This is a genomic window from Pseudomonas sp. BS3767 (assembly GCF_900099665.1).
Taxonomy (GTDB): domain Bacteria; phylum Pseudomonadota; class Gammaproteobacteria; order Pseudomonadales; family Pseudomonadaceae; genus Aquipseudomonas; species Aquipseudomonas cerasi.
Map to the genome: position 1 here is coordinate 698817 of NZ_FNCX01000003.1, position 26707 is coordinate 725523.

Below are 26707 nucleotides of genomic sequence, written 5' to 3' on the forward strand. Positions count from 1 at the left end.
CCCTTCAGTGACGGACAGAGACCTGTCTGTATTGGAACCGCTGTCTGCGTCGGGTCCACCAAGGGGTTTTAGGCCATGAGACCCGCCATGAACCCCATTCGTAATTCTCCGTCTTTCATCCCGCCCGCTCATTCGCCGGCAACTCAAGCGCCATCGCCTGGCACTGCGCTGCATGCTGCAGTGGTCAGTCGCGACAGCAAGGCCGTAGCGCAGCTGCGCAATGAGGGCGCGCGCGCCAATAAACTGGATGCACAAGGGCACTCGCCTCTGGACGTCCTCGACACTATGCGTGATATCGACGAGCGCAGCCGTTCCAGTCTGCGCATGGCATTACTGCAGTCACTCAATCCGACTGCGCAACTGGGCTATACCAAGCCCGAGGCTCTGCACGGAACGCCCTGGGGCCTGGAAATCCTGCAGTCGGGAGCGCTCAGGGCGGTGTCAATGATGCAAAGGGTGGAACCCAGTCTCTTGAAGGCAAGGTGTTTTTCTCTGATCGAACGCGGGAGAGTGCGAGCGCTGAAACCACTCGTGCAGACTTGCGCAGCAAGCCCAGAGTCTATGCGAGAGGTGAGGGGATGCATCCCAGCAATGCTTACTCGCGCGCTCAGCAACACCGAATGGCGCAAGTGATCCTGCATGCGCTGGACAACGGCAGATCGCTCTCCACCAATGAACTCGCGCCATCGATCGAAGTGAGCAGCCCAGAGACGCTGCATATCGAAGGTGCTGCGTGGCTGCAACGTTTACTGCATGGCGGGTACATCAATAAATTAGGCGGGCTCCCATTCATCAATGCCCCACTGGGCGAGCATCTGGAGTCACTGAAGTTACCTGGCTCGATTGAGTTGAGAGTCGATGGGCAGGTAAAGAAGTTACAGGGTGAAGAGCTGAATCGCTTTTATCATCAGGCGGCGAGTGAACTGCAGCGTTCTCTGGAAAATGGCAAGGCCCCTTACCTGGGTTTGTTGAACAAGGGAGCCATTGTTCCACTGGTGTTCGGTTTCGAGAAAATCAACAACCTGTCTACGCATGAAATCAAATTACGCTCGAAAACCACACAGCACTCCTATCAGGATACCGAGCACCCACTTGCCGGAAGTCCGGAGAATGGTGGGAAGCTGAAAGAAGTGGAGGTGCGTAGCCTGGGTGATTTCGCCACATTGTGCCTGGGGTGCGCGGTCAAGGGCTTTGAATTGCCTACCGACATAGTCGTGCGTGTTAAAGGCCAAAAAAGCCAAAAAGCTCAGTATCTGGACGCGCAACAAATACAGGCATTTCGGCAAAACCTGGCAGCTCAAGTGGCCGAGCAGGCAAAGGGGAAGCCTCTGGGAGCGCTCCCTTTGCATCAGTTGCAGGAGATCAATTCTCGACTGCGGGCTGGCGATTTAAGTGACTGGACCAACGTTTGAGAATGGGTGGGCGATGCGTGCCTGACAGCATTCATCGTCCCTGCCTGGCAGCTGTGCAGTGCTCAGCACCTCACTCTTTCGGAAAGTCCGCGCCGATGCTGATGTCGTGAACCTGCTCGATCTGCTTCAAGCGTGCCTGACGATCAGCCACCACGGCGTCATATCCCCAGCTGCCCAATACAAGATGACGCGGCGCATCGGCTTTTTGGGTCAGGGCGACCATCGCCTCTGCGGCGCGTACCGGGTCCCCGGCCTGATTGCCACTCGATTGTCTGGTCGACTCCAGACGCTTGGTGGCAGTGTCCTTGTAGTCGTCGATGCGCGATGGCGTCTGGCGCAATGAGCGTCCTGCCCAGTCGGTGCGAAACGGCCCCGGCTCTACGCACGTGACGGAAATCCCCAATGGCTTGACCTCCGCGAGCAGCGCGTCGGAAAAACCTTCGACGGCGTGCTTGGAGGCTGCGTAGTAGCCCGATCCCGGAAAGCCGATAAGGCCGGCAACCGAAGTGATATTGATGATGTGGCCGCTGCGTTGTTCGCGCATGATCGGCAGCACGGCGCGGGTGACGGCGAACAGACCAAACACGTTGGCATCGAACTGGGCACGGATTTCAGCATCCTCGCCTTCTTCGATCGAGCTCTGATAACCGTAACCCGCATTGTTGACCAGTACGTCGATTCTGCCGAACTGCTCCTTTGCGGCAGCCACTGCGGCTTCTATCTGGTCTGCCTTGCCGACGTCGAGGTCGACCACCAGTACCTGGCCTTCCGCGCCCTCGGCCAAGTCTGCGACTCGCGACTTGTCCCTGGCCGTTGCCACGAGGCGCCAGCCGCGAGCGATGACAAGTTTGGCCAGTTCGCGGCCGAAGCCGGTGGAACAGCCGGTGATGAACCACACCGGGGTATTGGTCGATTCGCTTGCCATGTCATTTTCTCCGTCACAAGGGGGCTAATGGCTGTGACAGGGCATAACGTGCGTCGTTTCATTGAGTCGCCGGTCGGAATCACGCCTAGGCAAGCGGGTCTTCAGGAACGCTTCTCATCGCTGCCTGATGAGCCAGAAACAGCTGTTAAATCAGTTTTTTGGCGCTAGAATCGGCGCGCCTCAAGAGAAGTCTGGCCGATATCCACCGGGTATCAGCCATAAGCCTTTGTACAGATGGCGCAGCCTCTGTCAGGCTTTTTTTATTGCCTGTATTTCGGGTGTAAACTTGCCTTTCGCGCACTGGCGCTTTCAGGTCCCGTGAACATGACACAGATCTCCGAACGTTTCCTGGTGCAGGCGCATCTTGATGCCAAACAGCCCAGGACGTTGAGCCCGGCAGAGCAGGCGCGTTACCGTGCCGACATTGCTGAGGAACTCAAGAAGCAGGACGCCGTGCTGGTCGCTCACTATTACTGTGATCCGGTTATCCAGGCGCTGGCCGAGGAAACCGGTGGCTGCGTGGCCGACTCTCTGGAAATGGCGCGCTTCAGCAATAACCACGCGGCCAGTACTGTGCTGGTGGCGGGTGTACGTTTCATGGGCGAAACCGCGAAGATCCTCAACCCGGAAAAACGCGTGTTCATGCCGACGCTCGAGGCCACCTGCTCGCTCGATGTGGGGTGCCCGGTCGACGAGTTTTCCGCTTTTTGCGACCAGCATCCGGAGCGTACGGTGGTGGTGTATGCCAACACCTCGGCAGCGGTCAAAGCCCGTGCGGACTGGGTAGTGACCTCAGGCTGTGCGCTGGAGATCGTCGAGAGTCTGATGGACAACGGTGAGAAAATCATCTGGGCGCCAGACAAGCACCTGGGCCGCTACATTCAGCGTGAAACCGGTGCCGACATGCTGTTGTGGGACGGTGCCTGCATCGTCCACGAAGAGTTCAAATCCAAGCAGCTCGAAGACATGAAAGCCTTGTACCCCGAGGCTGCGATTCTGGTTCACCCGGAGTCGCCGGAAGCGGTCATCGAGCTGGCTGACGTGGTCGGCTCCACCAGCCAGATGATTGCTGCAGCGCAACGCTTGCCCAACAAGACGTTCATCGTCGCCACTGACCGCGGCATCTTCTACAAGATGCAGCAGCTGTGTCCGGACAAGATCTTTATCGAGGCGCCTACGGCCGGTAACGGCGCGGCGTGCCGGAGTTGCGCACATTGCCCGTGGATGGCGATGAATACGCTTGAGCGCACCTTGCAGTGCCTTCGTGAGGGCAGCAACGAGATATTTGTCGACCCGGCGCTGATCCCCAATGCCGTGCGCCCATTGCAACGCATGCTGGACTTCACTCAGGCAGCGCGCTTGCGACAGGCAGGCAACGCCTGACCGCTGTGATGAAAAAGCCCGACTGAAGCGTCGGGCTTTTCATTTGTGGTCGTATCGGGCGCCTTGCGCCGGACGATCAGTTCATCATGTCCTTGACCATCCGCTCCTGCTCGATCAGATCCTTTTGCCGCGCATCGATCCGTGATGCCAGCTGAAAATTATTGGCCGCACGGCGTTTGGCGAAGTCCAGCTGCTGGATCGCCTGACGGAAATCACCGACCAGCGCAAAGTACTCGGCGCGCGCCTGATGCAGCCCGATGGTGTTGCCATTCAGGCCACGGGTTTCCGCCACGACGTACCAGATGTCCGGATCGTCCGGGCGGGTCTTGAGCAGCGCTTCAAGGCTTTTCTCGGCTTCGGCCGTGCGGTTCTGCTTGAGCAGCACGTCGATACGCACGTCGTTGAGCGGATAATTGCCGGGGTACAGCGTCAGCATGCGATCGACACGCTGCTGCGCATCGGCCAGCCGGTTATTGGTGATGTCCAGATCGATCTGCGTCAGGTTGTAGGTAATGTCGTTCGGCGCTTTTTCGAGCAATGGCTTGAGGGTTTCCCTGGCCTCGTTCAACTGTCCGCCCTTGATCTGTGCGATGGCCAGACCATAGCGCGCCGGATCGGATTTCGGGTTTTCAACCAGTTGCGCACGGAAGCGCTTGGCGGCGATGCCAGGCGTTTCTTCATAGATCAGTGCCACGCGGGCGCGCATCAGTTGATACAGCACGCTGTCTTCCTTACCGCCCGGTTTGGCCTGTTCGGCACGGTTGCGTGTGTCGGCGATCCGCGATTCGCTGACCGGGTGAGTCAGCAGAAACTCCGGAGGTCTGGCGTCGAATCGATATTGGCGCATGAGGCGCTCGAACATGGTCGGCATGTTACGCGGGTCATAACCGGCCTTCTCCAGGTTGAGAATGCCGATGCGGTCGGCCTCCTGCTCGTTCTGGCGTGAAAAGCGCCGTTGCTCCTGGATCGCGGCGGCCTGTGAGCCGGCGATGGTGGCGATACCCGCATCACCGGCGCCTGCGGCTGCCATGACGATACCTGCCAGCATCGCGGCCATGACTGGCACCTGCATGCGTTGCTGGGCTTCTATGCCTCTGGCGAAGTGGCGCTGCGACAAGTGAGCCAGCTCGTGAGCCAGTACCGAAGCGTACTCGCCCTCGGTCTGAGCATTGAGAAACAGACCGCCGTTGACGCCGATGATCCCGCCGGGTGCGGCAAAGGCGTTGAGTTGCGGGCTGTTGATCAGGATGAATTCAAGCCGCCGGTCCTGAACCTGACTGGTCTCGGCAAGGCTGTAGACCGAGGTTTCGACGTAGTCCTTGAGTTGCGGGTCCGACAGCTGCGCCACCTGGCCGCGCAGCAACCCCAGCCACGCACGGCCCAGACGGTGCTCCTGTTCGGGAGAGACAATCGAGGAGCTGGCGTCACCCAGTGAGGGGAGGTCATCCGCCATGCCGTGTGTAGCGAACAGGCAGGCGAGAGTGAGCAGTGTAGGACGCAAAAAATTCATGCACGAAGCTCTGGTCAGAAGAACCTGTACTGTAGCTGGCTCAATGGCGTGCTGACCAGAGTGAGGTATTCTTGCCGCCTTGTTCGTGCTGCCTTTTCGGCCCCGCTTTGTAATTCGATGTGTCCGCCTGGAGAGAAACGATGTCTGACGCTGTAGTGCGCCCCGAGGCCTGTGATGCCGAACTGGATGCCAGTGGTCTCAACTGTCCGCTGCCCCTGCTGAAAGCCAAGATGGAGCTCAACCGCCTGGCCAGCGGCGCGGTGCTTAAAGTCATTGCCACCGATGCCGGTTCGCAGCGCGATTTTCGAACCTTTGCCAGGCTTGCCGGGCATGAGTTGCTGTATGAAGAGGTCGATGCTGGCATTTATCGTTACTGGCTGCGCAAGGCCTGATCCATTGCTGCGGTTTTTTTCGAAAAGGATGTTTGATGTTCAATGTGCTTCGCAATTGGGTGCAACGCTATTTCTCTGACGAGGAAGCGGTGGTCCTGGCAGTTTTGCTGTTTCTGGCGTTCACCCTTGTCCTGACGCTGGGCGGCATGCTGGCGCCGGTTCTCGCCGGTCTGGTGCTGGCGTTTCTGATGCATGGCCTGGTCAGTGCTCTGGAACGCCTGCACATGCCTGAAATGGCCGCCGTCGGTCTGGTCTTCACCCTGTTCATCGGCGTATTGCTGGTGTTCCTGCTGGTGTTGGTGCCTCTGCTCTGGCATCAGTTGATCACCTTATTCAACGAAGCACCGGGCATGCTTGCCAAGTGGCAGTCGGTACTGCTGTTGCTGCCCGAGCGTTATCCGCATCTGGTGTCCGACGAGCAAGTGCTGCTGGCCATTGAAGTCGCCCGTGGTGAAGTGGGCAAGATCGGTCAGTTGGCGCTGACGTTCTCGATCTCCAGTCTGCCTCTGCTGGTCAACCTGATGATCTATCTGGTGCTGGTACCGATTCTGGTGTTCTTCTTCCTAAAGGATCGGCACATGATCGGCCGCTGGGCGCGTGGTTATCTGCCCCGTGAGCGTGCCTTGATCAACCGGGTGGCGGATGAGATGAAGCGCCAGATTGCCAATTACATTCGCGGCAAGGTCATCGAGATTTTCATCTGTGGTGGCGTGACCTACATCGCTTTCGCCGCGCTCGGGCTCAATTACGCGGCGCTGCTGGCAATGCTGGTCGGCATATCGGTGGTCGTGCCTTATGTCGGCGCAGTGGTGGTCACCGTGCCGGTGGCGTTGATCGGTCTGTTTCAGTGGGGTTGGGGTGATCAGTTCATCTACCTGATGATCGCTCACGGGATCATTCAGGCGCTGGATGGCAACGTGCTGGTGCCTCTGTTGTTTTCCGAGGCCGTCAATCTGCACCCGGTCGCAATCATCTGCGCCGTGCTGTTGTTCGGTGGGCTGTGGGGGTTCTGGGGGATCTTCTTTGCGATTCCGCTGGCCACGCTGTTCAAGGCCGTGCTCGACGCCTGGCCACGCAATGAGCCGACGGTAGCCCCGTTGCTTTGACGCGATCATTGCGACAGCAGGACTGAATCGCTGCGGCACCTTGCGCGCCGCAGCGGGGCATGCTGATCAGCCTTTGTTCAGGGCTTCGGCCTGCGCCAATACTTCAGCCACATGGCCTGGCACTTTCACACCGCGCCATTCCTGACGCAGTACGCCTTCCTTGTCGATCAGGAAGGTGCTGCGGTCGACGCCCAGGTATTCCTTGCCGTAGAGCTTCTTGAGCTTGATGACGTCGAACAGTTGGCAGACAGCTTCGTCCTTGTCCGAAATCAGCTCGAACGGGAAAGACTGCTTGGCCTTGAAGTTTTCGTGGGTCTTCAGGCTGTCCCGGGAAACACCGAGCACAACCGTGTTGGCTGCCTGAAACTGCGCGATATGGTCACGAAAGTCCTGGCCCTGCGTGGTGCAGCCGGGCGTGTTGTCTTTCGGGTAAAAATAAATCACGACCTGCTGACCCTTGAGCGCAGACAGCTCGACAGTCTGTCCGCTGGTAGCGGGTGCCTGAAAATCGGGAACCGGATGATCTACTGTGACAGTCATGAGGACTCCTTACATTGGGGCTTGTGGGCGCCAGGGTTCGATCAGTGCGTCCAGATTCAACGCGTCGGCGAAATCGAGGAATTGATCGCGCAGCCAGCTGATCTGCGTCCCGGCAGGCAGTGTCACCGTAAACGTGGCGTTGAGCATGGTGCCGCCGGTCTGCGGAGCCTGATAGGTGTCGCAGATCAGGTTCTCCAGCTCGACGTTGTGGTCAATGAAGAACTGACACAGCTCATTGATGATGTCCGGGCGGTACGCCGAGCTGACGTAGGCCACGTAGGGCAGGGCTTCCGGACGGTTCTCCAGCGTGGCGCTGCGCACGACGCTGGTCGTGAACGCATGCTTCTTGGAGAGACTCGCCAGGCCGGTTTCAAGGCGCGCCAGAGCGTCCCAGCTGCCCGACACCTGAAGAATCAGCGCACTGCACTCGCCGTGGCGGGTGAGGCGCGAGGTGACGACCGAGCAGCGGTTTTCATGGCTGGCGCGGCACAGGACGTTGGTCAGCTCCATGGGGTTTGCGCCAAGGGCACTGATGACAAGGAATTGTTCGCGAACTGTGGGGGTGGACGACATGCAGCATTCCTAGACGATGAGCGGTCGGTACTTTTTCGGACTTGCGGGGCTGTTTCGACAATCGATGGCGCAAGATAACTTGCCGGGTCCCTCGGCGCTTGGCCTGCATGGATATACCATGACTGGGCTGGAGTGCGCTGGGGCAGGGCTTCTGGCGACAAATTCGACCGATTGAGCGAGGTGCGCAGGTGACCAGTACCGATCAAAGGACGAAGGGTAGCGAAAACCATCGCTCAGGGGAATGCTCAGAGCGCGGTACTTCGCTTGTACAAGGCTGATAGCGCCAGTACCATTACGGCTCTCTTTTTCCGGCAGGAGCGGTTGCATGATTGCGGGCAGTATGGTGGCACTGGTCACACCAATGGATGCACAAGGTCGTCTGGACTGGGACAGCCTGAGCAAACTGGTTGACTTCCACTTGCAAGAGGGCACCAACGCCATTGTTGCCGTAGGCACCACCGGTGAATCGGCGACGCTGGATGTGAACGAACACATCGAAGTCATCCGCCGGGTGGTCACTCAGGTTGCAGGTCGCATTCCGGTCATCGCCGGTACAGGCGCCAATTCGACGCGTGAAGCCGTCGAACTGACCACCAACGCCAAAAATGCGGGTGCCGACGCGTGCCTGCTGGTGACGCCTTACTACAACAAGCCGACTCAGGAAGGCCTGTTCCAGCATTTCAGCCACATCGCCAATGCCGTCGACATCCCGCAGATCCTCTACAACGTGCCGGGCCGTACGGCCTGCGACATGCTGCCAGAGACCGTTGCGCGCCTGTCGACGGTAAAAAACATCGTCGGCATCAAGGAAGCCACCGGCAACCTGCAACGCGCCAAGGACATCCTGGCCAGCGTCAGCAGCGATTTTCTGGTGTACTCCGGCGACGACGCTACAGCAGTCGAGTTGATGCTGCTGGGTGGCAAGGGCAATATTTCCGTCACCGCCAACGTTGCACCGCGCGCTATGAGCGATCTGTGCGCAGCGGCCATGCGTGGCGATGCGCAAACGGCCCGGGCGATTCACGAAAAGCTCATGCCGCTCAACAACACCCTGTTCATCGAATCCAACCCTATCCCCGTGAAGTGGGCCTTGCATGAAATGGGTTTGATGCCAGACGGTATCCGTCTGCCGCTTACCTGGCTCAGCGAAGCCTGTCATGAACCGCTGCGTCAGGCCATGCGCCAGTCCGGCGTCCTGGTTTAATTGAGGAAGTATCACGCAATGAAGCGATTGGCCGGACTTTCCGCACTTGCTCTTATTATCTCCAGCACCAGCGGTTGCGGTTGGCTCTGGGGCGAAGATGGTTACTTCCGTGATCGCGGCAGCGATTACCTCCAGGCGACCCAGACCCCGCCCATGCAGTTGCCCGCCGATGTTAGCGGCGTCAAACGCCTGGATCCTTTGCTGCCGATCCCGCGTAACGTGGCTGACAGCACCCAGAAAGACGGCGAGTACATCGTGCCGCGTCCTCAGCCGCTGGGCACGACTTCCGAGTCAAGCGACTTCAGCCTGCAGAAGAGTGGCGATGCGCGCTGGATCCTGGCTCAGCGCCAGCCTGCCGAAGTCTGGCCGGTGGCTCATCAGTATTTCGAAGACAACGGTTTCCGTATCGCCGAAGAGCGTCCGCAGACAGGCGAGTTCAGCTCCTCGTGGCAGCGCCTCGATGAGTTGTCCGCTTCGGTGGCCAAGCGTCTGAGCGCCGCTGGCGTCGCCGCCGATGCAGAAACCCGCGTGCGGGTGCGTATCGAGCCGGGCGTGCAGCGCAATACCAGTGAAGTCTACGTGGTCAGCGTCGAGCGTCCTGCCGGCAGCACTGCCGACGTGGCCTTCCCGACGCGCACCACCAACCTGGGCCTCGATGCCGCACTGACCGACGATCTGCTGGCCAGCATGGGCCGCAACGCCGAGAAGGGCGGCTCTATTTCCCTGTTGGCGGCACGTGACTACGACACCCCGAGCCGTGTTGCCTTGAGCGAAGACGGCAGCGGCAACCCGGTATTGAACCTCGGTGCCGACCTGGACCGCGCATGGTCGAGTGTTGGCCGCGCCCTGGATCAGGGCGACTGGCGTGTCGAGGACATCAACCGCAGCCTGGGTCTGTACTACATCAACCTGGCTGAAAAGGCCAAAACGCCTGAAAACGAGCCTGGTTTCTTCGGCAGGATGTTTGGCAGCAAGTCGACCAAGGAAGAGATCGATGCCCGTGCCGAGCGCTATCAGGTCCGCCTGAGCAAGGTCGGTGACAACGTTCAAGTGACCGTCGAGAAGAACATCAACACCGTTGCGCCAGCGGATATCGCGCGCCGGGTGTTGAGCGTTATTCAAGACAACCTGGGTTAAGTGCGTTTCGCGGTTCTCGGCAGCGGTAGTCGTGGCAACGGCACGCTGGTCGCAAGCAACGATACGTACGTACTGGTCGATTGCGGTTTCTCCTTGCGGGAAACCGAGCGGCGCCTGGCTCGTCTGGGCGTCTCGGCAAGCCAGCTGAGCGCTATTCTGGTAACCCACGAACATGCCGATCACGTGCATGGCGTGGGTTTGCTGTCGCGGCGCTACAATGTGCCGGTCTACCTCAGCAACGGGACCTTGCGCGGAATGCGCAAGCCGGTGGAAATTGCCGGCCTCCTGGCAGGCGGGGAGAGTTTGCGGATCGGCGCACTGGACATCGACGTGGTGTCGGTCGCTCACGATGCGCTCGAGCCGACGCAGTTCGTCTTCAGTGACGGCAAGCGCCGCTTCGGCCTGCTGACCGACCTTGGGTCTTACTGCTCCAACGTATTACAGCGTTATCAAGGCCTGGATGCCTTGATGATCGAGGCCAATCACTGTCGCGACATGCTTGCCCGAGGCCAGTATCCGGTCTTTCTCAAGCAGCGCGTGGGCTGTGAAACAGGTCATTTGAACAACCATCAGGCCGCCAGCCTGGTGAGCGAGCTGGGATGGCAGGACCTTCAGCACCTGGTGCTGGCGCATCTCAGCAGCAAGAACAACCTGCCGCATCTGGCCCGGCAATGTTTCGTCGACACCCTCGGGTGCGACCCGGACTGGCTGCAACTGGCCGATCAAGATTCAGGGCTCGACTGGCGACATATCGCCTAGCCCAACTACTTAGCAAGCGGAGCCCATCATGGAAAAACGTGAAGAACTCTACCGCGGCAAAGCCAAATCGGTTTACAAGACCGACGACGCTGACCGCTTGATCCTGCTGTTCCGCAACGACACCTCGGCGTTCGACGGCAAGCGCATCGAACAGCTGGACCGTAAAGGCATGGTGAACAACAAGTTCAACGCCTTCATCATGCAGAAGCTTGAAGAGGCGGGTATCCCCACCCAATTCGACAAGCTGCTGGGCGACAACGAGTGCCTGGTCAAGAAGCTCGACATGATCCCGGTCGAATGCGTCGTGCGTAACTACGCCGCTGGCAGCCTGGTCAAGCGTCTGGGCATCGAAGAGGGCACCAGGCTCAATCCTTACACCTTCGAACTGTTCCTCAAGGACGACGCCAAGGGCGACCCGTTCATCAACGAATCCCACGTTGTGGCGTTCGGCTGGGGTACCGCCGAGCAACTGGTTCGCATGAAAGAGCTGTCGATCAAGGTCAACGACGTGTTGACCAAGCTGTTTGACGACGCTGGCCTGCTGCTGGTCGACTTCAAACTCGAGTTCGGCGTATTCCACGGTGAAATCGTTCTTGGCGACGAATTCAGCCCTGACGGCTGCCGTCTCTGGGACAAGGACACCCGCAAGAAAATGGACAAGGACCGCTTCCGTCAGGGTCTGGGCGACGTTATCGAAGCTTATGAAGAAGTCGCAAACCGTCTGGGCGTGCCGCTGTAAGCGAAAAAAGCACGCAAGCGCTTGATAGCACGAAAAAAAACAGCAGAAGGGCTTCGCCTTCTGCGTTGATGCTGTTATGATGCGCGCCGTTGGAGAGATGCCAGAGTGGCCGAATGGGACGGATTCGAAATCCGTTGTACCTTCACCGGTACCTAGGGTTCGAATCCCTATCTCTCCGCCATTATTTATCCAAAAAGCCCCGCAATGCGGGGCTTTTTGGTTTCCGGGATTTGATGATCCTCAGCCCAGCCCCTCACTTCTATCGTGAAAGGCTACTTTTACCGTGAGACCAGCCGAGCCACCGCTTGAGCGCGGTGCCTCATCAGTAGCGTGATTGGAAGGGCGTGTGCGCCCCGGTTGTTTCAGCGCACCACGCGTCGGTTGTCGCTCACCGAGGCGGGGGAAACCTTCTACCGTACCTGCACGACGGTCGTTTCAGATCTGCAGGAAGTCGAGATTGCGCTGACTTCAATCCAGACCGAGCCACAGGGCAAGGCGCGTATTGATTGGCCAGCGGCATCTGAATAGCGGCAGGCTGGTGGCGGTGCTACTGGATCTTGCTACCGAAGGCCTGCCGATGAGTTTTGTCTGGCTGCGAAGTCGCGAGGCGCTGCCAAAAGTCAGCGCGTTAAGTGCCTGCCTGGGAGCCAACCTCACGCCTGCCGGGCATGTTGGGAGGTGATGGAAAACTCGGGGAGAATGTGCTCCTGAAGTTCATCGATTACCTCCAGAGAGGGACGCCGCGTCGGCTTGAGGTTCAATGCGACATGATTGATCCCGGCTTCGCGTTGCCGGGAGAAGAAGTCCTTCAGCGCCTTTCGACCACCCCGTAGCATCCGCCCCGTTTGTAGCGGCGCGTCAGGATTGGCGTCGAGGTCGAACATCGCGCCGTAGCCGAAAGGGATGAATCCCCTGGAAGCGGTTGCCTCACGCCAATGCGGTACAGCCTCCGGCATGCGCAGCGCATCGCCATGCCAGATCCAGGCATCGACATTGGCCGCAAGCCACTCCAGGCTCTGTCCAGCACGACCGATGGCGATGACAGGGACCGGTTGAGCAACGGGTTTGGGTACCAGATCAATGTCGCCCCGCAACTGGCCGAAATGCTGTGTCTTCAGCCGCGGAAACGACTCTGAAAGCAGCGTTTTGATCAGCGTTACCGCTTCCCGATAGCGTTCAGCCCGGCTGGCAAAGTCGACTCCGAAAGCCGGATATTCTGTTGCCCGGTCACCCGAAGCCATGCCCGCGAGAAAGCGGCCTCCGAGGAGTTGGTCCGCCGTCGCAATCTGCTTGGCGGTGATAACCGGCTCCCGCAACGGGCTGACGATGCCTGCGGTGCCGATGGCGATTCTGGTCGTGAGCGCTGCCAGCCAGCCCGCGTACACCATCGGATCAAGGACCTGGCCGGTATCACCAAATGACGGATCGTAAAACGGCACATCGCGCAGCCACAGCGCCGCAGCATCGCTCTGATCGAGGCGCTGCACGATCTCGGCCTGGTCCTCCAGGCTGGGAAAAGGGCCGTCAGGATAGCCTCGCGCGGGCGAGATGAACCCGATGGTCAACTGATCACGCTGGAATGTACCGCTGAACGCCGTATGGTTCTCCAGGCCGAGCGATTGATTGTTCTGAGTCATCGTTTTACTCCGTTTCGGAAATCGATCATTTGATTCTATAGATGACCTTCAGGCTGATCTCAGACCTTTTGGATCAGTCATGGTGAAAAAAAATCACGAATAGTCGGTCTGCAGCACCTAACCGAACCACTGGCATCCCGTGCAGGGTAGAAACACTGTCACCATCCTCCTGCGAAATCGCCTGGTCTCACTCGTCCCATTCGGCCATTCGCAAACTAATCCTGCCTCCCGGTTTCGCTTTCGTCCTTTCTGATCTATACCTTGGGTTCAACGTTTTGTGAGGCGAGGAGCTTTCAGATGTCAGACGTAGATCAGGTACAAAAGTCGCAACCTTCTCCCAGCCAGAGCCACGATGACGTGATTGCTCAGTTCAAATGGCAGGGCAAGCAGATCGACTGGTTGCTGCAATGGCTGGTCAAGTTTGTTGCCAACACCAAGGTTGAGATGGGCGTGACGCTGTCGGTGGGTGGAAATCTGGTTTCCGGGCATCTGATTTCTCACGATGCGTATTTCGAGCAGTTGGCCGACGATATCTCGGCACCGTTCAGCTCGTTCGCCAACGGCACTGACGCGACCATGAAAGAGATGATCCTGTCCTTCAAGCCCGGTGAGTCATCTGAAGACACCCCGGCCTTCCATTTCATTCACTTGAAGGACTGCCGCACCTATTCCACTGACGGCAACCCGATTTGTGATGCCGGTGTGCTGTGGCGGGGCCGAATCTCGGCCGTCGATGGGTTCACCATCGGGCTTATCGCCGAAAAGCCTGACGCAGCCTGACCCCATGGAGCCTCGACGTCCGTCGGGGCTTTTTCAACCCGAGACCATGATGGCTTCCAGCTTGCAGAATGCACTGGTTGGTCACGGAATGCTGCACCTGCAGTAGCGTCACTTAGCCACTCTTTGCGCGACAAAATGTCGCAAGCCGCTGTCAGGCGAGTAATATGTTCGCCCTGACCTTATCTGCCGAATGGTTTTCGGCATGGCCTGATAGAGAGCTGGCGACAAGAAAAAACAACAAGAACTGAGCCAGGCTGCCCGCCCCGGTCGACGTAAAGAATTAATGAGTAGACGAAAAAGGCGATTAGAGAAAATGACCAAAACTTCGCGACCTTTGTACATTTCCTACGCAGGACCTTCACTGCTGGAAATGCCCCTGCTGAACAAAGGCAGTGCCTTTACCCCGCAAGAGCGGGTCGAATTCAATCTGATCGGGCTCCTGCCGCAGAACGTGGAGACGATCGAAGAGCAAGTCACCCGGGTCTACAGCCAGTACAAACAGTGTGCGAGCGACCTGGACAAGCATATCTACCTGCGCTCGATCCAGGACAACAACGAAACCCTGTTTTTCCGTCTGCTCGACTCCCACCTGGACGAAATGCTGCCGATCATCTACACGCCGACGGTGGGGCAGGCCTGTCAGGAGTTTTCCAAGATCTACCGCACGCATCGCGGCCTGTTCATTTCCTACCCTGAGCGCGACCGCATCGATGATATTTTGCGCAGCGCGACCAAGGACCGGATCAAAATCATCGTCGTGACCGACAGCGAGCGAATTCTCGGTCTGGGTGATCAAGGCATCGGCGGCATGGGCATTCCGATCGGCAAACTGTCGCTGTACACCGCTTGTGGCGGGATCAGCCCGGCGTACACGCTGCCGATCGTGCTGGATGTCGGCACCAACAACCGTGAGCTGCTGGACGACCCGATGTACATGGGCTGGCGTCACGAGCGGGTATCGGGCAAGGAATACGAAGACTTCATCGCGCTGTTCATCGACGCGGTGCAGCGTCGCTGGCCGGACGTGCTGTTGCAGTTCGAAGATTTCGCCCAGTCCAACGCCATGCCGCTGCTCGAAAAGTATCGGGACGAGCTGTGCTGCTTCAACGATGACATCCAGGGCACCGCGTCGGTTGCCGTGGGTACGTTGCTGGCGGCCTGCAAGGCCAAGAATGAAACCCTCGGCCAGCAGAAGGTGGTGTTTGTCGGTGCCGGTTCGGCAGGCTGCGGGATCGCCGAGCACATCATCGCAGCGATGCGCATCGAAGGCCTGAGCGAAAGCGAAGCGCGCAAACGTATCTTCATGGTCGATCGTTTCGGCCTGTTGACCGAAGGCATGGATAACCTGCTCGACTTCCAGAAGCGACTGGCGCAAAAGACTGCCGACGTATCTGGCTGGACTGCCGGCTCCGAAGCCTTCCCGCAGTTGCTCGACGTGGTCACCCACGCCGGGGCCACCGTAATGATCGGTGTGTCCGGGCAACGGGGTCTGTTCACCGAGCAGGTGATTCGCGAATTACACAAGCATTGCGCCAAACCCTTGGTAATGCCGCTGTCCAATCCGACTTCCAAGGTAGAAGCCACTCCGGAAGAAATCCTGCGCTGGACCGACGGTAATGCGCTGGTGGCCACCGGCAGTCCGTTTGCGCCAGTGGAGATCAACGGCCGCACGGTACACATCGCGCAGTGCAACAACTCCTACATCTTTCCGGGCATCGGCCTCGGCGTAGTGGCCTGCAAGGCATCGCGCATCACCGACCGGATGCTCATGGCGGCGTCCAATGCGCTGGCCGAGTGCTCGCCGATGGTGACAGGGAAGGGCGATGCGGTGTTGCCGCCGCTCAAGGAAATCCAGCAGGTCAGCCGCAGGATCGCCCTGGCTGTGGCCAAGGAAGCGCAAGCCGAAGGGCTGGCGCTGGAAACCACCGAAGAGGCGCTGCTTGAGGCCATCGAGCGTAATTTCTGGTTGCCGGGCTACCGGGCCTATCGCCGCCGCTCGGTCTGATCGGGCGTATCTGCGAGGATGACGTCTCCGCAAGCTTGCTTGCGGAGACACGCTGCTCTGCAAATGCAGTAACGCTGCAATGAGTTTCTTTACAGTGAAATAAGCTTCATTCAACCCAATCCTCTCACCTTTTTCACATAAAATTGATGATGCGCTGCCTACAGTGCGCGCCATCGGAGTGTTCACTGGCTCCTGAATGCCCGATGCATATTAATTCGATAAGCAGACCACGATGCCGACACCCAGAACTGTTCGTCCAGAGGTTGTAACCCTACTTGCCAGTGCGTTTCTGTTACTGGGTTTCAATATCAATCTTTGGCAGCATCTTTTCTCGATTACCAGCGCCGATAGCAAAGGGTTGGCCATGCGCTTTGCGTTTGGCTTGATGATTTTCTGCGTGTTCAATATCGTGTTGACGCTGTTGGCATTTCGTCGTGTGCTTAAACCGGTGTTGATCAGTCTGTTTATGATCAGCGCGGGGGTGGTTTATTTCATGACCGAATACGGGGTCATGATCGACGCGGGCATGTTTCGAAACTTCGCCGAAACCAACGTCACGGAAGTGCAGGGGCTGCTGTCTTTAAAACTGGCTTTGTATATCCTTCTGCTGGGCATAGTGCCTTCGCTGATACTCTGGAAACTGCCGATCAGCTACCGTCGCTGGCACCTCGAATTGTTCAGCAAACTGTTGGTGACGGTGGCGTGCTGCGTGGCAATCGGCGCCATTGCACTGGCCAATTACCAGGGCTTGTCGTCGTTGTTCCGCAACCACCATGAATTGCGCCTGATGGTAGTGCCAAGCAATTACATTGGTGCGTCGCTGGGCTACCTGAGTGAGCAGGTGATCTCCGCCAGGCGTCCCTTCGTCAAGATCGGCGAGGACGCCAAGCGTTCTGCGGACTGGGCCACGCACGCCCGCAAATCATTGACCGTGCTGGTGGTCGGCGAAAGTGCCCGGGCCGAGAACTTCGGAGTCCTTGGCTACGGTCGTAACACCACGCCCAACCTGAACAAGGAAAGCGGACTGGTGGCGTTTACCGATGTGTATTCCTGCGGTACCGAAACCGCAGTATCGGTGCCTTGCATGTTTTCCAATATGGGACGCAAGAACTACAACGCTACCCAGGCGCGTAATCAGGAAGGCTTGCTGGACGTACTGAAGCGCGCGGGTATAGACGTGATATGGCGTGACAATCAAGCGGGCTGCAAGGGCACCTGTGATCGAGTGACCTTCCAGGACGTGAGCAATCTCAAGGACCCGCTGTTGTGCAACAACCATGAATGCCGGGACGAGATACTCTTGCAAAACCTGCAGGCCTTTATCGACGGCCTCGACAAGGACACGGTGCTTGTTCTGCATCAGATGGGCAGCCACGGTCCTGAATACTACAAACGTTACCCGAAAGACTTTGAAACGTTTACCCCGGTGTGTGAAAGCAATGCGCTGAACAATTGCAGCCGGGACAGCATCGTCAATGGGTACGACAATACGTTGCTGTACACCGACCATGTATTGTCCACGCTGATTGATCTTCTGCGCACCAATCAAAACAAGGTCGATACCGCCATGGTGTACCTGTCGGATCATGGCGAATCTCTGGGCGAATATAATCTGTTCCTGCATGGCACGCCTTATGTGCTGGCGCCTGATCAGCAAAAGCATGTGCCGATGATGGTCTGGTTGTCCGATACCTATCAGAAGTCCTTTGCCGTTACGCCGGAGTGTCTGGCCAAACAGCGCAATGCACCGTTGAGCCAGGACAATCTTTTCCATTCCATGCTCGGTCTGCTGAAAGTCGATACCAAGGTCTATGACCCCAGTCTCGATATGTTTGCCGCATGCCGCAGCGAGTTGGCGACCACCGACAAGTAACGACATGCGCGGCGTGCCGGGTATTGATCGTCCTCTCAAGCCGTGGGGGCGATCATTGGCAGCGTGTCTGTGAGGCAATAGCTCCTCCTGTCCTTCATTTGCATGAAGATGCGCCAGACCCGGACGACAGACGCGCGATAATCTCCCATGACGATATATACTGCGCGCCATTGTTGAAGGGAGAGCCGTGTGGCCATCGATATTCACTGGATTCGCGACGACGACAGCCTCGCCCGGCATTGCGCACAATGGCAGTCACTGCCTTTCGTGGCGCTCGACACCGAGTTCATGCGGGTCGACACTTTTTATCCGATCGCTGCGCTGCTGCAGATCGGCGACGGGCAGAGCGCCTGGCTGATTGATCCATTGCTGATCAACGACTGGCGGCCGCTGTCTGCGTTGCTCGAAAACCCCGACGTCATCAAAGTGGTGCATGCGTGCAGCGAAGACCTCGAGGTATTGCTGCGCCTGACCGGCAGCCTGCCGGTTCCGCTGTTCGATACCCAATTGGCAGCTGCCTACCTGAACCTCGGTTTTTCCATGGGCTACTCGCGTCTGGTGCAGGAGGTCCTCGACATCGACCTGCCCAAGGGCGAAACCCGCTCCGACTGGCTGCAGCGTCCGCTGTCGGAAACGCAGATCAGCTACGCGGCCGAAGATGCCGTGCACCTGGCCGAGCTGTTCACCATCCTGCGCCCGCGCTTGTCCGACGACAAATACGCCTGGCTGCTGGACGACGGCGCTGAACTGGTCGCCAACCTGCGCCGTGAGGTGGACCCGTACGAGGTGTATCGCGACGCCAAGCTGGCCTGGAAGTTGTCCCGTGCCCAGCTGGCGGTGCTGCGCGAGCTGTGTGCCTGGCGTGAGCGCGAGGCGCGTGCCCGCAACCTGCCGCGCAACCGTATCGTGCGCGAGCACTCGCTCTGGCCATTGGCCAAGACCCAGCCGGACAACCTCGGCGCGCTGGCGCGGATCGAAGACATGCACCCGCGTACGGTCCGCCATGACGGCGAGTTTCTGCTCGAGCTGATCAAGACCGCGAGCGTGCTGCCTCCAGAAGAGTGGCCACCTGCGTTGCCCGAGCCACTGCCCATCGATGCCGCCGGGTCGATCAAGCGTCTGCGTGCAATCGGTCAGCAGTATGCCGAGCAACTGGACATGGCCCCGGAGCTGATGCTGCGCAAGAAGACCCTCGAAGCCCTGCTCAAGAGCGGCTACCCCGACGGTCCTTACCAATTACCCGACTCGCTGCGTGGCTGGCGTCGCGAGTTGATGGGTCAGGCGCTGCTGGACAGCCTGGCCACCCCCGGAGAACCGTCTTGAAGCGCATCTGCTCGATTTATCGCAGCCCGAAAAGAAACGAGATGTACCTTTACGTCCTGAAGAGCGACGTTCTCAAGCGTGTGCCTCCAGAGCTGATGGTGGCGTTCGGCAAGCCGGTTCATGCATTCGATCTGGTGCTGAGCCCCGAGCGGGCGCTGTCGCGTGAAGATATCAATGTGGTGCTTGAGAACCTTGACAGCCAGGGCTATCACTTGCAGATGCCGCCGGCTGAAGACGATTACATCGAGCACCTGCCCGAAGAGCTGCTGCGCCGCAACGATCCCATGTAATCGTTGCCCACGTTGTAAAGCAGCCCACATCGACGTGGGTTGCCTGTCCTGTTTTTAAGGTTTTTGAAACATGCGCGTTCTGATTGCCGAGCACGATTACCACGTTTACACCCAATTGTTGCGCAAGGCTGCGCCTGATCTGGAAGTTTTCAGCACTGGCGATTCTGCCGAGCTGTCGCGCATGGCCAGCGACTGCCCGGTCTGGCTGGGACAGCCGGACCTGATGGCCAACCTGTTGCGGCAGGGGCACAAGCCGCAGTGGCTGCAATCCACCTGGGCGGGCATCACACCGCTGCTGGCTGACAGCCTGTCGCGGGAATATCGCCTGACCCGTGCAGTCGGGATTTTCGGTCAGGTCATGGCCGAATTCGTTTTGACCTACATGCTTGGCCATGAGCGCGAGGTGCTGGCGCGCCTGATGAGCCAGGTCGAACGCAAGTGGGACAACCGGACCGGGCAGAGCCTGTCGGGCCGCAAGGCATTGATCGTCGGTGCCGGTGATATCGGTCAGCGGGTTGCCGAGTTCCTCTTGCCGTTCGGTGTGCAGGTGTACGGTGTGGCTTCCAGTGCGCGCGCACAGGAACCGTTCATCGAAGTGACGGCGTTGTCAGACATGACGCGTCTGCTCGGCGAGATGGATTACGTCATCAACCTGCTGCCCAACACGCCCGAGACGCACGACCTGTACGATGCCAAGCTGTTCGCCAGCTTCAAGCCCACGGCGCTGTTCATCAACGTCGGGCGCGGCGTGGCGGTTGTCGATGCGGATCTGGTCGAGGCGTTGAAGGAAGGGCATCTGGCTGGCGCGGTGATTGACGTCTGCCGTCAGGAGCCTTTGCCGCAGCGGCATCCGTTCTGGACTGCCTACGGTCTGCTGTTGACCGGTCACAGCTCGGCGCCTACCTCGCCCGTGGCCATGACCGAGCTTTTCGTCCATAACCTGCAAGCTTTCCAGGCAGGAGAAGCGCTGCGCGGCGAGGTCGATTTTTCGCGAGGTTACTGACGCCCTTGCCAACGAGCCGACGTTTCAGGCGCCGGCTCGCAGGCATCGATTACTGCAACCAGTCAGTTACAGCGAAAAATCACCTTCGGCGGCCAGTTCTGCCAGCGGCTTGCGCGGGCTTGGCACTTCGCGGCCTTGCAGGTAGTCCGGCAGGGTCGACTTGTCACCCAGCTTGCCGATCGCGATGGCCGCGTGCACAGCGTAGCCCTCGGGAATATTCAGTTCCTTGCGGGTCAGATCCTGATCGAAACCGGCCATGCCGTGGGTGTGCCAGCCGCTCAGGCTGGCCTGCAGTGCCAGGTAACCCCATGCCGAACCCGTGTCGAAGGTGTGCCATAGCGCCGGGCTCTCTTCGCTTGCGCCGGGGGCGACGAAGGTGGTCTTGGAAATGACGATCACCAAGGCCGCCGCGTGTTGCGCCCAGCTGCGGTTGAACTCGTTCAGCAGGCCCAGATAACGCTCCCAGTTTGGCGTATCGCGACGTGCATAGAGAAAGCGCCAAGGCTGCGAGTTATACGCCGAGGGTGCCCAGCGTGCGGCTTCGAAAAAGCTCAGCAGGGTTTCCTGGTCGATGCTCTCGCCACTGAAGGCACGTGGCGACCAGCGCTCGGTGAATTGCGGGTCGATAGGGTGATCGGCGATGCGAGGGTTCGTGCTCATGAAAGTCCTTGATAGCGAAGGTTGAAAACGAGCGTGGCTTGATGGGCCGTGGTCGGCAGGCATCGCTTGAACGCACTGAAAACCCGTTAACGCTACTGTTTTGCCCCGTCGCTGACAAGTCCCGGCTACCGGCAGTCGCAAGTGCTTGGCCCGCACCGCGCGTACCTCTAGACTGGCGGCCTTTTCATTATCGATACCGTTGTCCGAACCATGGCCGCTAAAGTTGAACCCTTTTGGATTCGCAAGACCCTTGACCAGCTCGATACCCAGGAGTGGGAGTCGTTGTGCGACGGCTGTGGCCTGTGCTGCCTGCAGAAGCTTGAGGACGAGGAAGACAACGCGGTTTATTACACGCGAATTGCCTGCAAGCTGCTGGATCTGAAAACCTGCCAGTGCTCCGACTACGCAAACCGTCGTGCCTCGGTGCCCGATTGCATTCAGCTAACGCCTGGTCAGGCAGATGAGTTCAAGTGGCTGCCGCCGACCTGCGGCTATCGTCTGGTCAGCGAGGGCAAGGATTTGCCGCTCTGGCACCATCTGGTGTGTGGTGATCGCACGGCCGTGCATCACGAACGCATCTCCCAGTCAGGCCGCATGCTCAGCGAGAACAATGTGGCCGAAGACGACTGGGAGGATTACCTGATTTTTCGCGCAGGTTGAATGCTTAAATGACCGGCTTTGGCTCGGTCAACGCTTCCACGCCTTTGACAGCCGCCGTCTTCACGGCATTTTCAGCGTCGTCCTTGAGGGTGTTCAGTTCTGCGCCTGCACGTTCGATGGTCGAGCGTGCGCTTTGCAGATCGCTGCGGCCTTTTTCCATCAGGCTTTTCGCCGAGCAGTGACCACTGATACCGCGAGCCAGTGCCGCGCCGCCGATGGCCAGTTGAATCAGGCCCAGAAAGCCGCCACGACGGACGCCTTTACCCATCAGCAGTACGCCGCCAGCCAGTGAGCCGATGCGCTCCCAGCCCTGTACATTCTGCTCGGGGTTGCGTTGAAGCAGTTCAGGTGTGTCGATGCGTTCGATGATCGGGGTGTCGCGCATGATGGCTCTCCATGAGGTAGTAGGTCGGAGTTGGCAAATTGGAAGCAGTTGCTCGATTCAGAGAAACTGACTGCCCGCGCGCGACACAGGTTCAATGCTTTTCCGTCAGCGGTCACTGGCCGGATCAATTTTCTCGCGACCGAACTGCGGGCCCGAACGGGTATTGATACCTTTGGCCATGCGGTCGTAGAGGACGACGTTGACGGTCGCCGCCAGATTCATGCAGCCCTCGGTCGGGATATAGACCACGTCTTCACACCAGTCGCGAATCTCCTGATCCAGCGAGCCATCTTCCGGGCCGAAGATATACAGCGCGCGATCAGGGTGCGTGTATTCGGGCAGTGCGCGGGCGCCTTCGACCAATTCGACGGCCACCGGGATGCAACCCAGCGGCAGAATGCTTTTGAGGTCTTCGATGCCGATCAGCGGGATGTCCTGATGGATTTTCTTGGTGTCGGTGATGAAGTCCCGCGCGCGCTCATAGCGTTTACCGGTATAGAACACCGACGCCACGCCGTAACAGCCGGCCGCACGCATCACGGAGCCGACGTTTTCCGGGGACTTGGGGTTGTAAAGACCGATGCAGGCGTACCGTTTGTTGGCCACGGGGAGGGTGCTCTGAAGAAAACCGGGGATTATACGGCAGCCTCAGAGCAATGCCATTGACTGTGTTCAGAACCACATGCGCACGCCGACCACCAGTCGCGCGTAATGGGTGTCCTCGTCGTCCTCGCGCGCGTAATCGGCCGTCTTGCCGTAGGAGCGGTCCCAGCTCACGCCGACATAAGGTGCGAATTGCGGGGTGATTTCGTAGCGCAGCCTGAGGCCGAACTCGCTGGTCGACAGGCCCGAACCATTGCCGCGTTGCGGGTCGTTCTTGCCGTAGAAGTTCAGCTCCGCGGTGGGCTGCAGCACCAGATTGTTGGTCAGTTGGAGGTCGTAGTCGGCCTCCAGGCGAGCGGCGGTCTGCCCGGCTTCACCGATGAACGCGGTGGCCTCGATATCCAGATCCGAAATGGCTTGGCCCTGCAGGCCGAAGGCGGCCCAGGTTTGCGGCGCGCCCGGTTTGAAATCCTGACGTGCACCGGCGACCACGTCCCACCATGGGCTGATCGAGTGGCCCCACAACGCCTGGATTTCCGCTTCTTCGGTCTTGCCGTTGGTTCGCTCGCCTTCGGAGCGCAACAGCAGGCGGTCGATATCACCGCCGATCCAGCCGGACAGGTCCCAGGCCAGCGCGCTGCCGTCATTGGCGTCCTGCCATTCCAGCTTGTCGGCCAGAAAGTAACTGTTAATGGCGCTGTCATGGACCTGATGGCCGGCGTGGCTGGTGTACACCGCAGCCCGGTCCGCATCGGTGATCGGCGGGATCGGGGTTCGGCTCTGGGCGGGCGCAGACTGCGTCGAGGACGCGTCCTCGCTGTCGCTGGCATCCATATGCATCGCATGGCTGCCGTGGTCCATGCCTTCCATCCCCGCGGCCATGCTCAAGGTCCACGGTGCAGCGGTCAGCCCGGCAGCCAGCAACAGCATCGGCAGGCGGGGCGAATTCAGCGTTCTGCTCAACATCAAGGTCCTCATTCTTCAACCCGCACTTCGCGGAACATGCCCATTTCCATGTGGTACAGCATGTGACAGTGATAAGCCCAACGGCCCAGCGCATCGGCGGTCACCCGATAGCTGCGGCGTGATCCCGGTGGCATGTCGATGGTGTGTTTACGCACCATGAACCGGCCGTTTTCGTCTTCGAGGTCGCTCCACATGCCATGCAGATGGATGGGGTGGGTCATCATCGTGTCGTTGACCAGCACGACACGCACCCGCTCACCGTATTTGAGCATCAGCGGTTTGGCGTCCGAGAACTTCACACCGTCGAACGACCAGGCGTATTTTTCCATATGCCCGGTCAGGTGCAGCTCGATCGTGCGGCTTGGCTCACGACCGTCCGGGTCTTCGAAGGTGCTGTGCAGATCAGCGTAGGTCAGGACTCTACGGCCATTGCCCCTCAGGCCGATGCCCGGATCGTCGAGCTTGGGCGAGGTGCTCATGGCTTGCATGTCGACCAGCGGGTTATTGTTTTCGCTCGCGGGGTGCGATCGCGGGCCCGGCGTTTTCGAGGCCGGCATCTGCGTGTGGTCCATTGCGGGCATCGCGTCGTGCCCCATCTTGCTGTGGTCCATGCCTGACATGTCGTGCGTTGTCGGGGCTGCGGCGTGGTTCATGCTGCCATGATCCATGCCCGCCATGCCCATATCATCCATGCTCAACAGCGGGCGTGGATCGAGGGGCGGAACGACAGCCTGCAGGCCGGGCCTGCTGGCCAGGGTGCCGCGGGCATAACCGGTGCGGTCCATCGACTGGGCGAACAGGGTATAGGCACCTTCCGCCGGTTCGACAATCACGTCGAAAGTCTCCGCCACTGCGATGCGCAACTCATCGACAGTCACCGGCTTGACGTGCTGGCCGTCGCTGGCCACCACGGTCATCTTCAGGCCCGGAATACGCACGTCGAAGTACGTCATTGCCGAGCCGTTGATCAGCCGCAGTCGGATCCGCTCGCCAGGCTTGAACAGCCCGGTCCAGTTCATGTTCGGCGCCTGACCGTTCATCAGGTAGGTGTAGGTTGCGCCGCTGACATCCGCGAGATCGGTCGGGTCCATTCTCATCTTCGCCCACATCCAGCGATCCCTGGTGGTCTCGCTCCAGCCCTTTTCACCCACATCGTTGATGAAGTCGCCGACGGTGCGCTGGTTATTGTTGTAGTAATCGGACTGTTTCTTGAGCGTTTTCATCAGCTGGACCGGCTTTTCGTCGGTCCAGTCGCTGAGCATGATCACGTGTTCGCGATCATATTCGAACGGCTCCGGCTCTTTCGCGTCGATCACCAGTGGCCCGTAGACCCCCGACTGTTCCTGGAAGCCGGAGTGGCTGTGATACCAGTAGGTGCCGTGCTGCCTGACCTTGAAGCGGTAGACATACAGGCCATCCGGCGCGATGCCGTCAAAGCTCAACCCTGGCACGCCGTCCATGTTGGCCGGCAGGATGATGCCGTGCCAATGGATGGATGTGGCTTCGTCGAGCCGGTTCTTGACCCTCAGGGTCACGGTGTCGCCTTCGCGCCAGCGCAGCAGCGGGCCAGGAATGCCGCCGTTGATGGTCTGCGCGGTCCTGGCGCTGCCGGTGATGTTGACCTGGGTTTCGCCGATATACAGATCGAACTCAGTGCCGGACAACCCGTTGGGCTGACCCGGATTGGTCACCGCCCACGCCGGACTGCGCCATAGCCCGAGGCCGCTGAGCAGGCCACTGGCGGCCAGCCCTTTCACAAAGGTTCGTCTTGAGGTTCGGGTGGGCATGGCGAAATATCCGGTCGGTCGGGTGGCCGCAGGCCAGGAGAAGTGCGGGTAGGGCGGGGGAGCGCGGGGCGTTGAAGGTACCGAGGTCACTCGTCCTTTTTCATCAGTCCGGCCAGTGCAGCGAACGGGTTGTGGGTCGCCTTGGCGGTTTTCGGACTGCCCAGGGAGCCATCGGCGAAGTACTGCTGATCGGTGTAGCGCGAGTGCTCGTTGTCGTGGCAATACAGGCACAGCAGCTCCCAGTTGGAGCCGTCCTGCGGGTTGTTGTCATGGTTGTGGTCGCGGTGGTGTACGGTCAGTTCGCTGAGGCGTTTACCTGCGAACTCGCGCGCGCAGCGGCCGCAAACGTGCGGGTACATGCGCAGCGCCTTGTCGCGGTAGCCCATCTCGCGGTCGCGCTGGGCGTCGGCCAGGATGCGGTCCAGCTTGGCAGTATGGGAAGGAGGATTGGCCGTGCTCATGGTGTCACCTGTGCGTGTGCGCATTGAAAGCGGAATGTCGGCAAGTTTAGCGCCAGATGGGCAAACTCACACCTGCTGGGAGAGTAATTGACCATCGACCATGCGCAGGCGCTTGGACAACGAGATGGCCAGGGCGCGAATGATCTTGGCGGCGATTTTCGGCGCGTCCTCGAGCATCTTGTCCAGCGAATCACGGCCCAGGTTCAATAGCTGGCAACTGGTGGCTGCGATACAACTGGCCGAGCGGCGCTCGCCATCCAGCACCGCCATTTCTCCGAAGGCGCGTCCGCGCCGCAGAACGGCGATTTCCACCTGTTGACCGTCTGCAGCAAGCTTCTGCACAGACACGGTGCCCTGATGGATGATGCACATGAAGGTTCCGGCATCGCCCTCGGCGAAGATGGTCTCGCCTTTATCGATATCGGTAATGCTGAAATAGCCCGCTACGGTAAAGAAATCACCCGGCAGCAGTGTGTCGAACAGGCCGCAATCCAGCAGCATGTCGCGTATGGCGTTGTTCAGGTTGGACAGTGGTTCTGACATGTGAGGTCTGGTAATCCTGACAAAGGGGCAACTCCGCTGCCCCCTATCTTA

Annotated in this window: 28 protein-coding genes and 1 tRNA gene; 17 read left to right on the forward strand and 12 right to left on the reverse strand. The window is 59.3% G+C overall.

From position 1 onward, the window contains the following. Positions 1-87 precede the first annotated feature (87 nt). Both BLR16_RS28885 and BLR16_RS28890 read left to right on the forward strand, forming a co-directional pair. A complete protein-coding gene (locus BLR16_RS28885; protein WP_232917496.1) occupies positions 88-633 on the forward strand; it encodes a hypothetical protein in 546 nt (181 codons plus the stop codon). Beyond that, positions 621-1412, forward strand: coding sequence for an ankyrin repeat domain-containing protein (locus BLR16_RS28890; RefSeq protein ID WP_232917495.1), 792 nt, complete (start codon positions 621-623; stop codon positions 1410-1412). The genes BLR16_RS28885 and BLR16_RS28890 overlap by 13 nt, the downstream gene beginning before the upstream one ends. Positions 1413-1482: 70 nt before the next feature. On the opposite strand, the gene BLR16_RS12350 is transcribed toward BLR16_RS28890, so the two are convergent. Further along, complete coding sequence (locus BLR16_RS12350; protein WP_054080771.1) at positions 1483-2337, reverse strand: oxidoreductase; 855 nt, start codon at positions 2335-2337, stop codon at positions 1483-1485. Positions 2338-2661: 324 nt separating this feature from the next. Between BLR16_RS12350 and nadA the strand changes: the two genes are divergently transcribed. Next, positions 2662-3720, forward strand: a complete 1059-nt coding sequence (gene nadA, locus BLR16_RS12355) for a quinolinate synthase NadA (RefSeq protein ID WP_024639930.1) — start codon at positions 2662-2664, stop codon at positions 3718-3720. A 76-nt stretch (positions 3721-3796) separates the two neighbouring features. Here the strand turns inward: nadA and BLR16_RS12360 are convergent, their stop codons facing one another. Next, positions 3797-5230 carry a M48 family metalloprotease gene (locus tag BLR16_RS12360; RefSeq protein ID WP_003368258.1) on the reverse strand — a complete coding sequence of 478 codons (1434 nt, stop codon included), beginning with the start codon at positions 5228-5230 and terminating at the stop codon, positions 3797-3799. Positions 5231-5370: 140 nt separating this feature from the next. On the opposite strand from BLR16_RS12360, the gene BLR16_RS12365 reads away from it, so the two are divergent. Next, positions 5371-5622, forward strand: a complete 252-nt coding sequence (locus BLR16_RS12365; RefSeq protein WP_003368260.1) for a sulfurtransferase TusA family protein — start codon at positions 5371-5373, stop codon at positions 5620-5622. Positions 5623-5657: 35 nt separating this feature from the next. Further along, entirely contained in the window at positions 5658-6728 is a 1071-nt protein-coding gene (locus BLR16_RS12370) for an AI-2E family transporter (protein WP_003430845.1), read from the forward strand. A gap of 66 nt (positions 6729-6794) precedes the next feature. On the opposite strand, the gene BLR16_RS12375 is transcribed toward BLR16_RS12370, so the two are convergent. Together BLR16_RS12375 and BLR16_RS12380 are read right to left on the reverse strand one after the other, a co-directional pair. Then, positions 6795-7268 carry a peroxiredoxin gene (locus BLR16_RS12375; protein WP_003317382.1) on the reverse strand — a complete coding sequence of 158 codons (474 nt, stop codon included), beginning with the start codon at positions 7266-7268 and terminating at the stop codon, positions 6795-6797. Between the two features lie 9 nt (positions 7269-7277). Further along, on the reverse strand, positions 7278-7841 hold the full coding sequence (locus BLR16_RS12380) for a glycine cleavage system transcriptional repressor (protein WP_003368263.1): 564 nt from the start codon (positions 7839-7841) through the stop codon (positions 7278-7280). Between the two features lie 325 nt (positions 7842-8166). Here BLR16_RS12380 and dapA point away from each other — a divergent pair, with 325 nt between their 5' ends. The 5 genes from dapA to BLR16_RS12405 all read left to right on the forward strand — a co-directional run bounded on the left by dapA (position 8167) and on the right by BLR16_RS12405 (position 11861). Further along, complete coding sequence (gene dapA / locus BLR16_RS12385) at positions 8167-9045, forward strand: 4-hydroxy-tetrahydrodipicolinate synthase (RefSeq protein WP_003368265.1); 879 nt, start codon at positions 8167-8169, stop codon at positions 9043-9045. Between the two features lie 18 nt (positions 9046-9063). Further along, positions 9064-10182 carry an outer membrane protein assembly factor BamC gene (bamC, locus tag BLR16_RS12390; protein WP_003368268.1) on the forward strand — a complete coding sequence of 373 codons (1119 nt, stop codon included), beginning with the start codon at positions 9064-9066 and terminating at the stop codon, positions 10180-10182. Further along, positions 10183-10941 (forward strand): MBL fold metallo-hydrolase, encoded by a 759-nt coding sequence (locus tag BLR16_RS12395; protein ID WP_003430848.1) that lies wholly within the window; start codon positions 10183-10185, stop codon positions 10939-10941. A 28-nt stretch (positions 10942-10969) separates the two neighbouring features. Beyond that, a complete protein-coding gene (gene purC / locus BLR16_RS12400; protein ID WP_003430849.1) occupies positions 10970-11680 on the forward strand; it encodes a phosphoribosylaminoimidazolesuccinocarboxamide synthase in 711 nt (236 codons plus the stop codon). Between the two features lie 91 nt (positions 11681-11771). After that, positions 11772-11861: transfer RNA gene (locus BLR16_RS12405), tRNA-Ser, on the forward strand. Between the two features lie 472 nt (positions 11862-12333). Here BLR16_RS12405 and BLR16_RS12415 read toward each other — a convergent pair. Continuing rightward, positions 12334-13317 (reverse strand): LLM class oxidoreductase, encoded by a 984-nt coding sequence (locus BLR16_RS12415; protein ID WP_003368275.1) that lies wholly within the window; start codon positions 13315-13317, stop codon positions 12334-12336. 297 nt (positions 13318-13614) lie between these two features. Between BLR16_RS12415 and gvpU the strand changes: the two genes are divergently transcribed. The 6 genes from gvpU to BLR16_RS12445 all read left to right on the forward strand — a co-directional run bounded on the left by gvpU (position 13615) and on the right by BLR16_RS12445 (position 20591). Next, positions 13615-14097 carry a gas vesicle accessory protein GvpU gene (gene gvpU, locus BLR16_RS12420; RefSeq protein WP_003409447.1) on the forward strand — a complete coding sequence of 161 codons (483 nt, stop codon included), beginning with the start codon at positions 13615-13617 and terminating at the stop codon, positions 14095-14097. Positions 14098-14410: 313 nt separating this feature from the next. After that, entirely contained in the window at positions 14411-16102 is a 1692-nt protein-coding gene (locus BLR16_RS12425) for an NAD-dependent malic enzyme (RefSeq protein ID WP_044310488.1), read from the forward strand. A 232-nt stretch (positions 16103-16334) separates the two neighbouring features. Beyond that, entirely contained in the window at positions 16335-17975 is a 1641-nt protein-coding gene (locus BLR16_RS12430; RefSeq protein WP_074807820.1) for a phosphoethanolamine transferase, read from the forward strand. Positions 17976-18164: 189 nt separating this feature from the next. Further along, positions 18165-19298, forward strand: a complete 1134-nt coding sequence (gene rnd, locus BLR16_RS12435) for a ribonuclease D (protein ID WP_010432132.1) — start codon at positions 18165-18167, stop codon at positions 19296-19298. Beyond that, complete coding sequence (locus tag BLR16_RS12440) at positions 19295-19588, forward strand: YcgL domain-containing protein (RefSeq protein ID WP_003317401.1); 294 nt, start codon at positions 19295-19297, stop codon at positions 19586-19588. The genes rnd and BLR16_RS12440 overlap by 4 nt, the downstream gene beginning before the upstream one ends. Positions 19589-19658: 70 nt before the next feature. Beyond that, entirely contained in the window at positions 19659-20591 is a 933-nt protein-coding gene (locus BLR16_RS12445; protein ID WP_003368280.1) for a D-2-hydroxyacid dehydrogenase, read from the forward strand. Between the two features lie 66 nt (positions 20592-20657). On the opposite strand, the gene BLR16_RS12450 is transcribed toward BLR16_RS12445, so the two are convergent. Continuing rightward, a complete protein-coding gene (locus BLR16_RS12450) occupies positions 20658-21251 on the reverse strand; it encodes a nitroreductase family protein (RefSeq protein ID WP_003317403.1) in 594 nt (197 codons plus the stop codon). Positions 21252-21461: 210 nt separating this feature from the next. Between BLR16_RS12450 and BLR16_RS12455 the strand changes: the two genes are divergently transcribed. Further along, the gene (locus BLR16_RS12455; RefSeq protein WP_003368281.1) at positions 21462-21911 is read left to right on the forward strand and encodes a YcgN family cysteine cluster protein; all 450 of its coding nucleotides are present in this window, start codon (positions 21462-21464) and stop codon (positions 21909-21911) included. Between the two features lie 4 nt (positions 21912-21915). Here the strand turns inward: BLR16_RS12455 and BLR16_RS12460 are convergent, their stop codons facing one another. From BLR16_RS12460 to BLR16_RS12485, 6 genes are all read right to left on the reverse strand, one after another. Next, positions 21916-22296, reverse strand: a complete 381-nt coding sequence (locus BLR16_RS12460; protein ID WP_003368282.1) for a YgaP family membrane protein — start codon at positions 22294-22296, stop codon at positions 21916-21918. 105 nt (positions 22297-22401) lie between these two features. Further along, a complete protein-coding gene (locus BLR16_RS12465) occupies positions 22402-22902 on the reverse strand; it encodes an RNA methyltransferase (RefSeq protein WP_003368283.1) in 501 nt (166 codons plus the stop codon). A gap of 66 nt (positions 22903-22968) precedes the next feature. Then, positions 22969-23865 (reverse strand): copper resistance protein B, encoded by an 897-nt coding sequence (locus BLR16_RS12470; protein WP_170846030.1) that lies wholly within the window; start codon positions 23863-23865, stop codon positions 22969-22971. A gap of 8 nt (positions 23866-23873) precedes the next feature. After that, the gene (locus tag BLR16_RS12475) at positions 23874-25652 is read right to left on the reverse strand and encodes a copper resistance system multicopper oxidase (protein ID WP_074807827.1); all 1779 of its coding nucleotides are present in this window, start codon (positions 25650-25652) and stop codon (positions 23874-23876) included. Positions 25653-25738: 86 nt separating this feature from the next. After that, complete coding sequence (locus tag BLR16_RS12480) at positions 25739-26113, reverse strand: YajD family HNH nuclease (RefSeq protein WP_003317410.1); 375 nt, start codon at positions 26111-26113, stop codon at positions 25739-25741. Between the two features lie 66 nt (positions 26114-26179). Next, complete coding sequence (locus BLR16_RS12485; protein ID WP_003345583.1) at positions 26180-26656, reverse strand: cyclic nucleotide-binding domain-containing protein; 477 nt, start codon at positions 26654-26656, stop codon at positions 26180-26182. Positions 26657-26707 lie beyond the last annotated feature (51 nt).

Coding starts and splice junctions, on each gene's coding strand:
- BLR16_RS28885 (WP_232917496.1), top strand. CDS start 88: ATGAACCCCATTCGTAATTCTCCGTCTTTCATCCCGCCCGCTCATTCG.
- BLR16_RS28890 (WP_232917495.1), top strand. CDS start 621: ATGGCGCAAGTGATCCTGCATGCGCTGGACAACGGCAGATCGCTCTCC.
- BLR16_RS12350 (WP_054080771.1), bottom strand. CDS start 2,337: ATGGCAAGCGAATCGACCAATACCCCGGTGTGGTTCATCACCGGCTGT.
- nadA (WP_024639930.1), top strand. CDS start 2,662: ATGACACAGATCTCCGAACGTTTCCTGGTGCAGGCGCATCTTGATGCC.
- BLR16_RS12360 (WP_003368258.1), bottom strand. CDS start 5,230: ATGAATTTTTTGCGTCCTACACTGCTCACTCTCGCCTGCCTGTTCGCT.
- BLR16_RS12365 (WP_003368260.1), top strand. CDS start 5,371: ATGTCTGACGCTGTAGTGCGCCCCGAGGCCTGTGATGCCGAACTGGAT.
- BLR16_RS12370 (WP_003430845.1), top strand. CDS start 5,658: ATGTTCAATGTGCTTCGCAATTGGGTGCAACGCTATTTCTCTGACGAG.
- BLR16_RS12375 (WP_003317382.1), bottom strand. CDS start 7,268: ATGACTGTCACAGTAGATCATCCGGTTCCCGATTTTCAGGCACCCGCT.
- BLR16_RS12380 (WP_003368263.1), bottom strand. CDS start 7,841: ATGTCGTCCACCCCCACAGTTCGCGAACAATTCCTTGTCATCAGTGCC.
- dapA (WP_003368265.1), top strand. CDS start 8,167: ATGATTGCGGGCAGTATGGTGGCACTGGTCACACCAATGGATGCACAA.
- bamC (WP_003368268.1), top strand. CDS start 9,064: ATGAAGCGATTGGCCGGACTTTCCGCACTTGCTCTTATTATCTCCAGC.
- purC (WP_003430849.1), top strand. CDS start 10,970: ATGGAAAAACGTGAAGAACTCTACCGCGGCAAAGCCAAATCGGTTTAC.
- BLR16_RS12415 (WP_003368275.1), bottom strand. CDS start 13,317: ATGACTCAGAACAATCAATCGCTCGGCCTGGAGAACCATACGGCGTTC.
- gvpU (WP_003409447.1), top strand. CDS start 13,615: ATGTCAGACGTAGATCAGGTACAAAAGTCGCAACCTTCTCCCAGCCAG.
- BLR16_RS12425 (WP_044310488.1), top strand. CDS start 14,411: ATGACCAAAACTTCGCGACCTTTGTACATTTCCTACGCAGGACCTTCA.
- BLR16_RS12430 (WP_074807820.1), top strand. CDS start 16,335: ATGCCGACACCCAGAACTGTTCGTCCAGAGGTTGTAACCCTACTTGCC.
- BLR16_RS12445 (WP_003368280.1), top strand. CDS start 19,659: ATGCGCGTTCTGATTGCCGAGCACGATTACCACGTTTACACCCAATTG.
- BLR16_RS12450 (WP_003317403.1), bottom strand. CDS start 21,251: ATGAGCACGAACCCTCGCATCGCCGATCACCCTATCGACCCGCAATTC.
- BLR16_RS12455 (WP_003368281.1), top strand. CDS start 21,462: ATGGCCGCTAAAGTTGAACCCTTTTGGATTCGCAAGACCCTTGACCAG.
- BLR16_RS12460 (WP_003368282.1), bottom strand. CDS start 22,296: ATGCGCGACACCCCGATCATCGAACGCATCGACACACCTGAACTGCTT.
- BLR16_RS12470 (WP_170846030.1), bottom strand. CDS start 23,865: ATGTTGAGCAGAACGCTGAATTCGCCCCGCCTGCCGATGCTGTTGCTG.
- BLR16_RS12475 (WP_074807827.1), bottom strand. CDS start 25,652: ATGCCCACCCGAACCTCAAGACGAACCTTTGTGAAAGGGCTGGCCGCC.
- BLR16_RS12480 (WP_003317410.1), bottom strand. CDS start 26,113: ATGAGCACGGCCAATCCTCCTTCCCATACTGCCAAGCTGGACCGCATC.
- BLR16_RS12485 (WP_003345583.1), bottom strand. CDS start 26,656: ATGTCAGAACCACTGTCCAACCTGAACAACGCCATACGCGACATGCTG.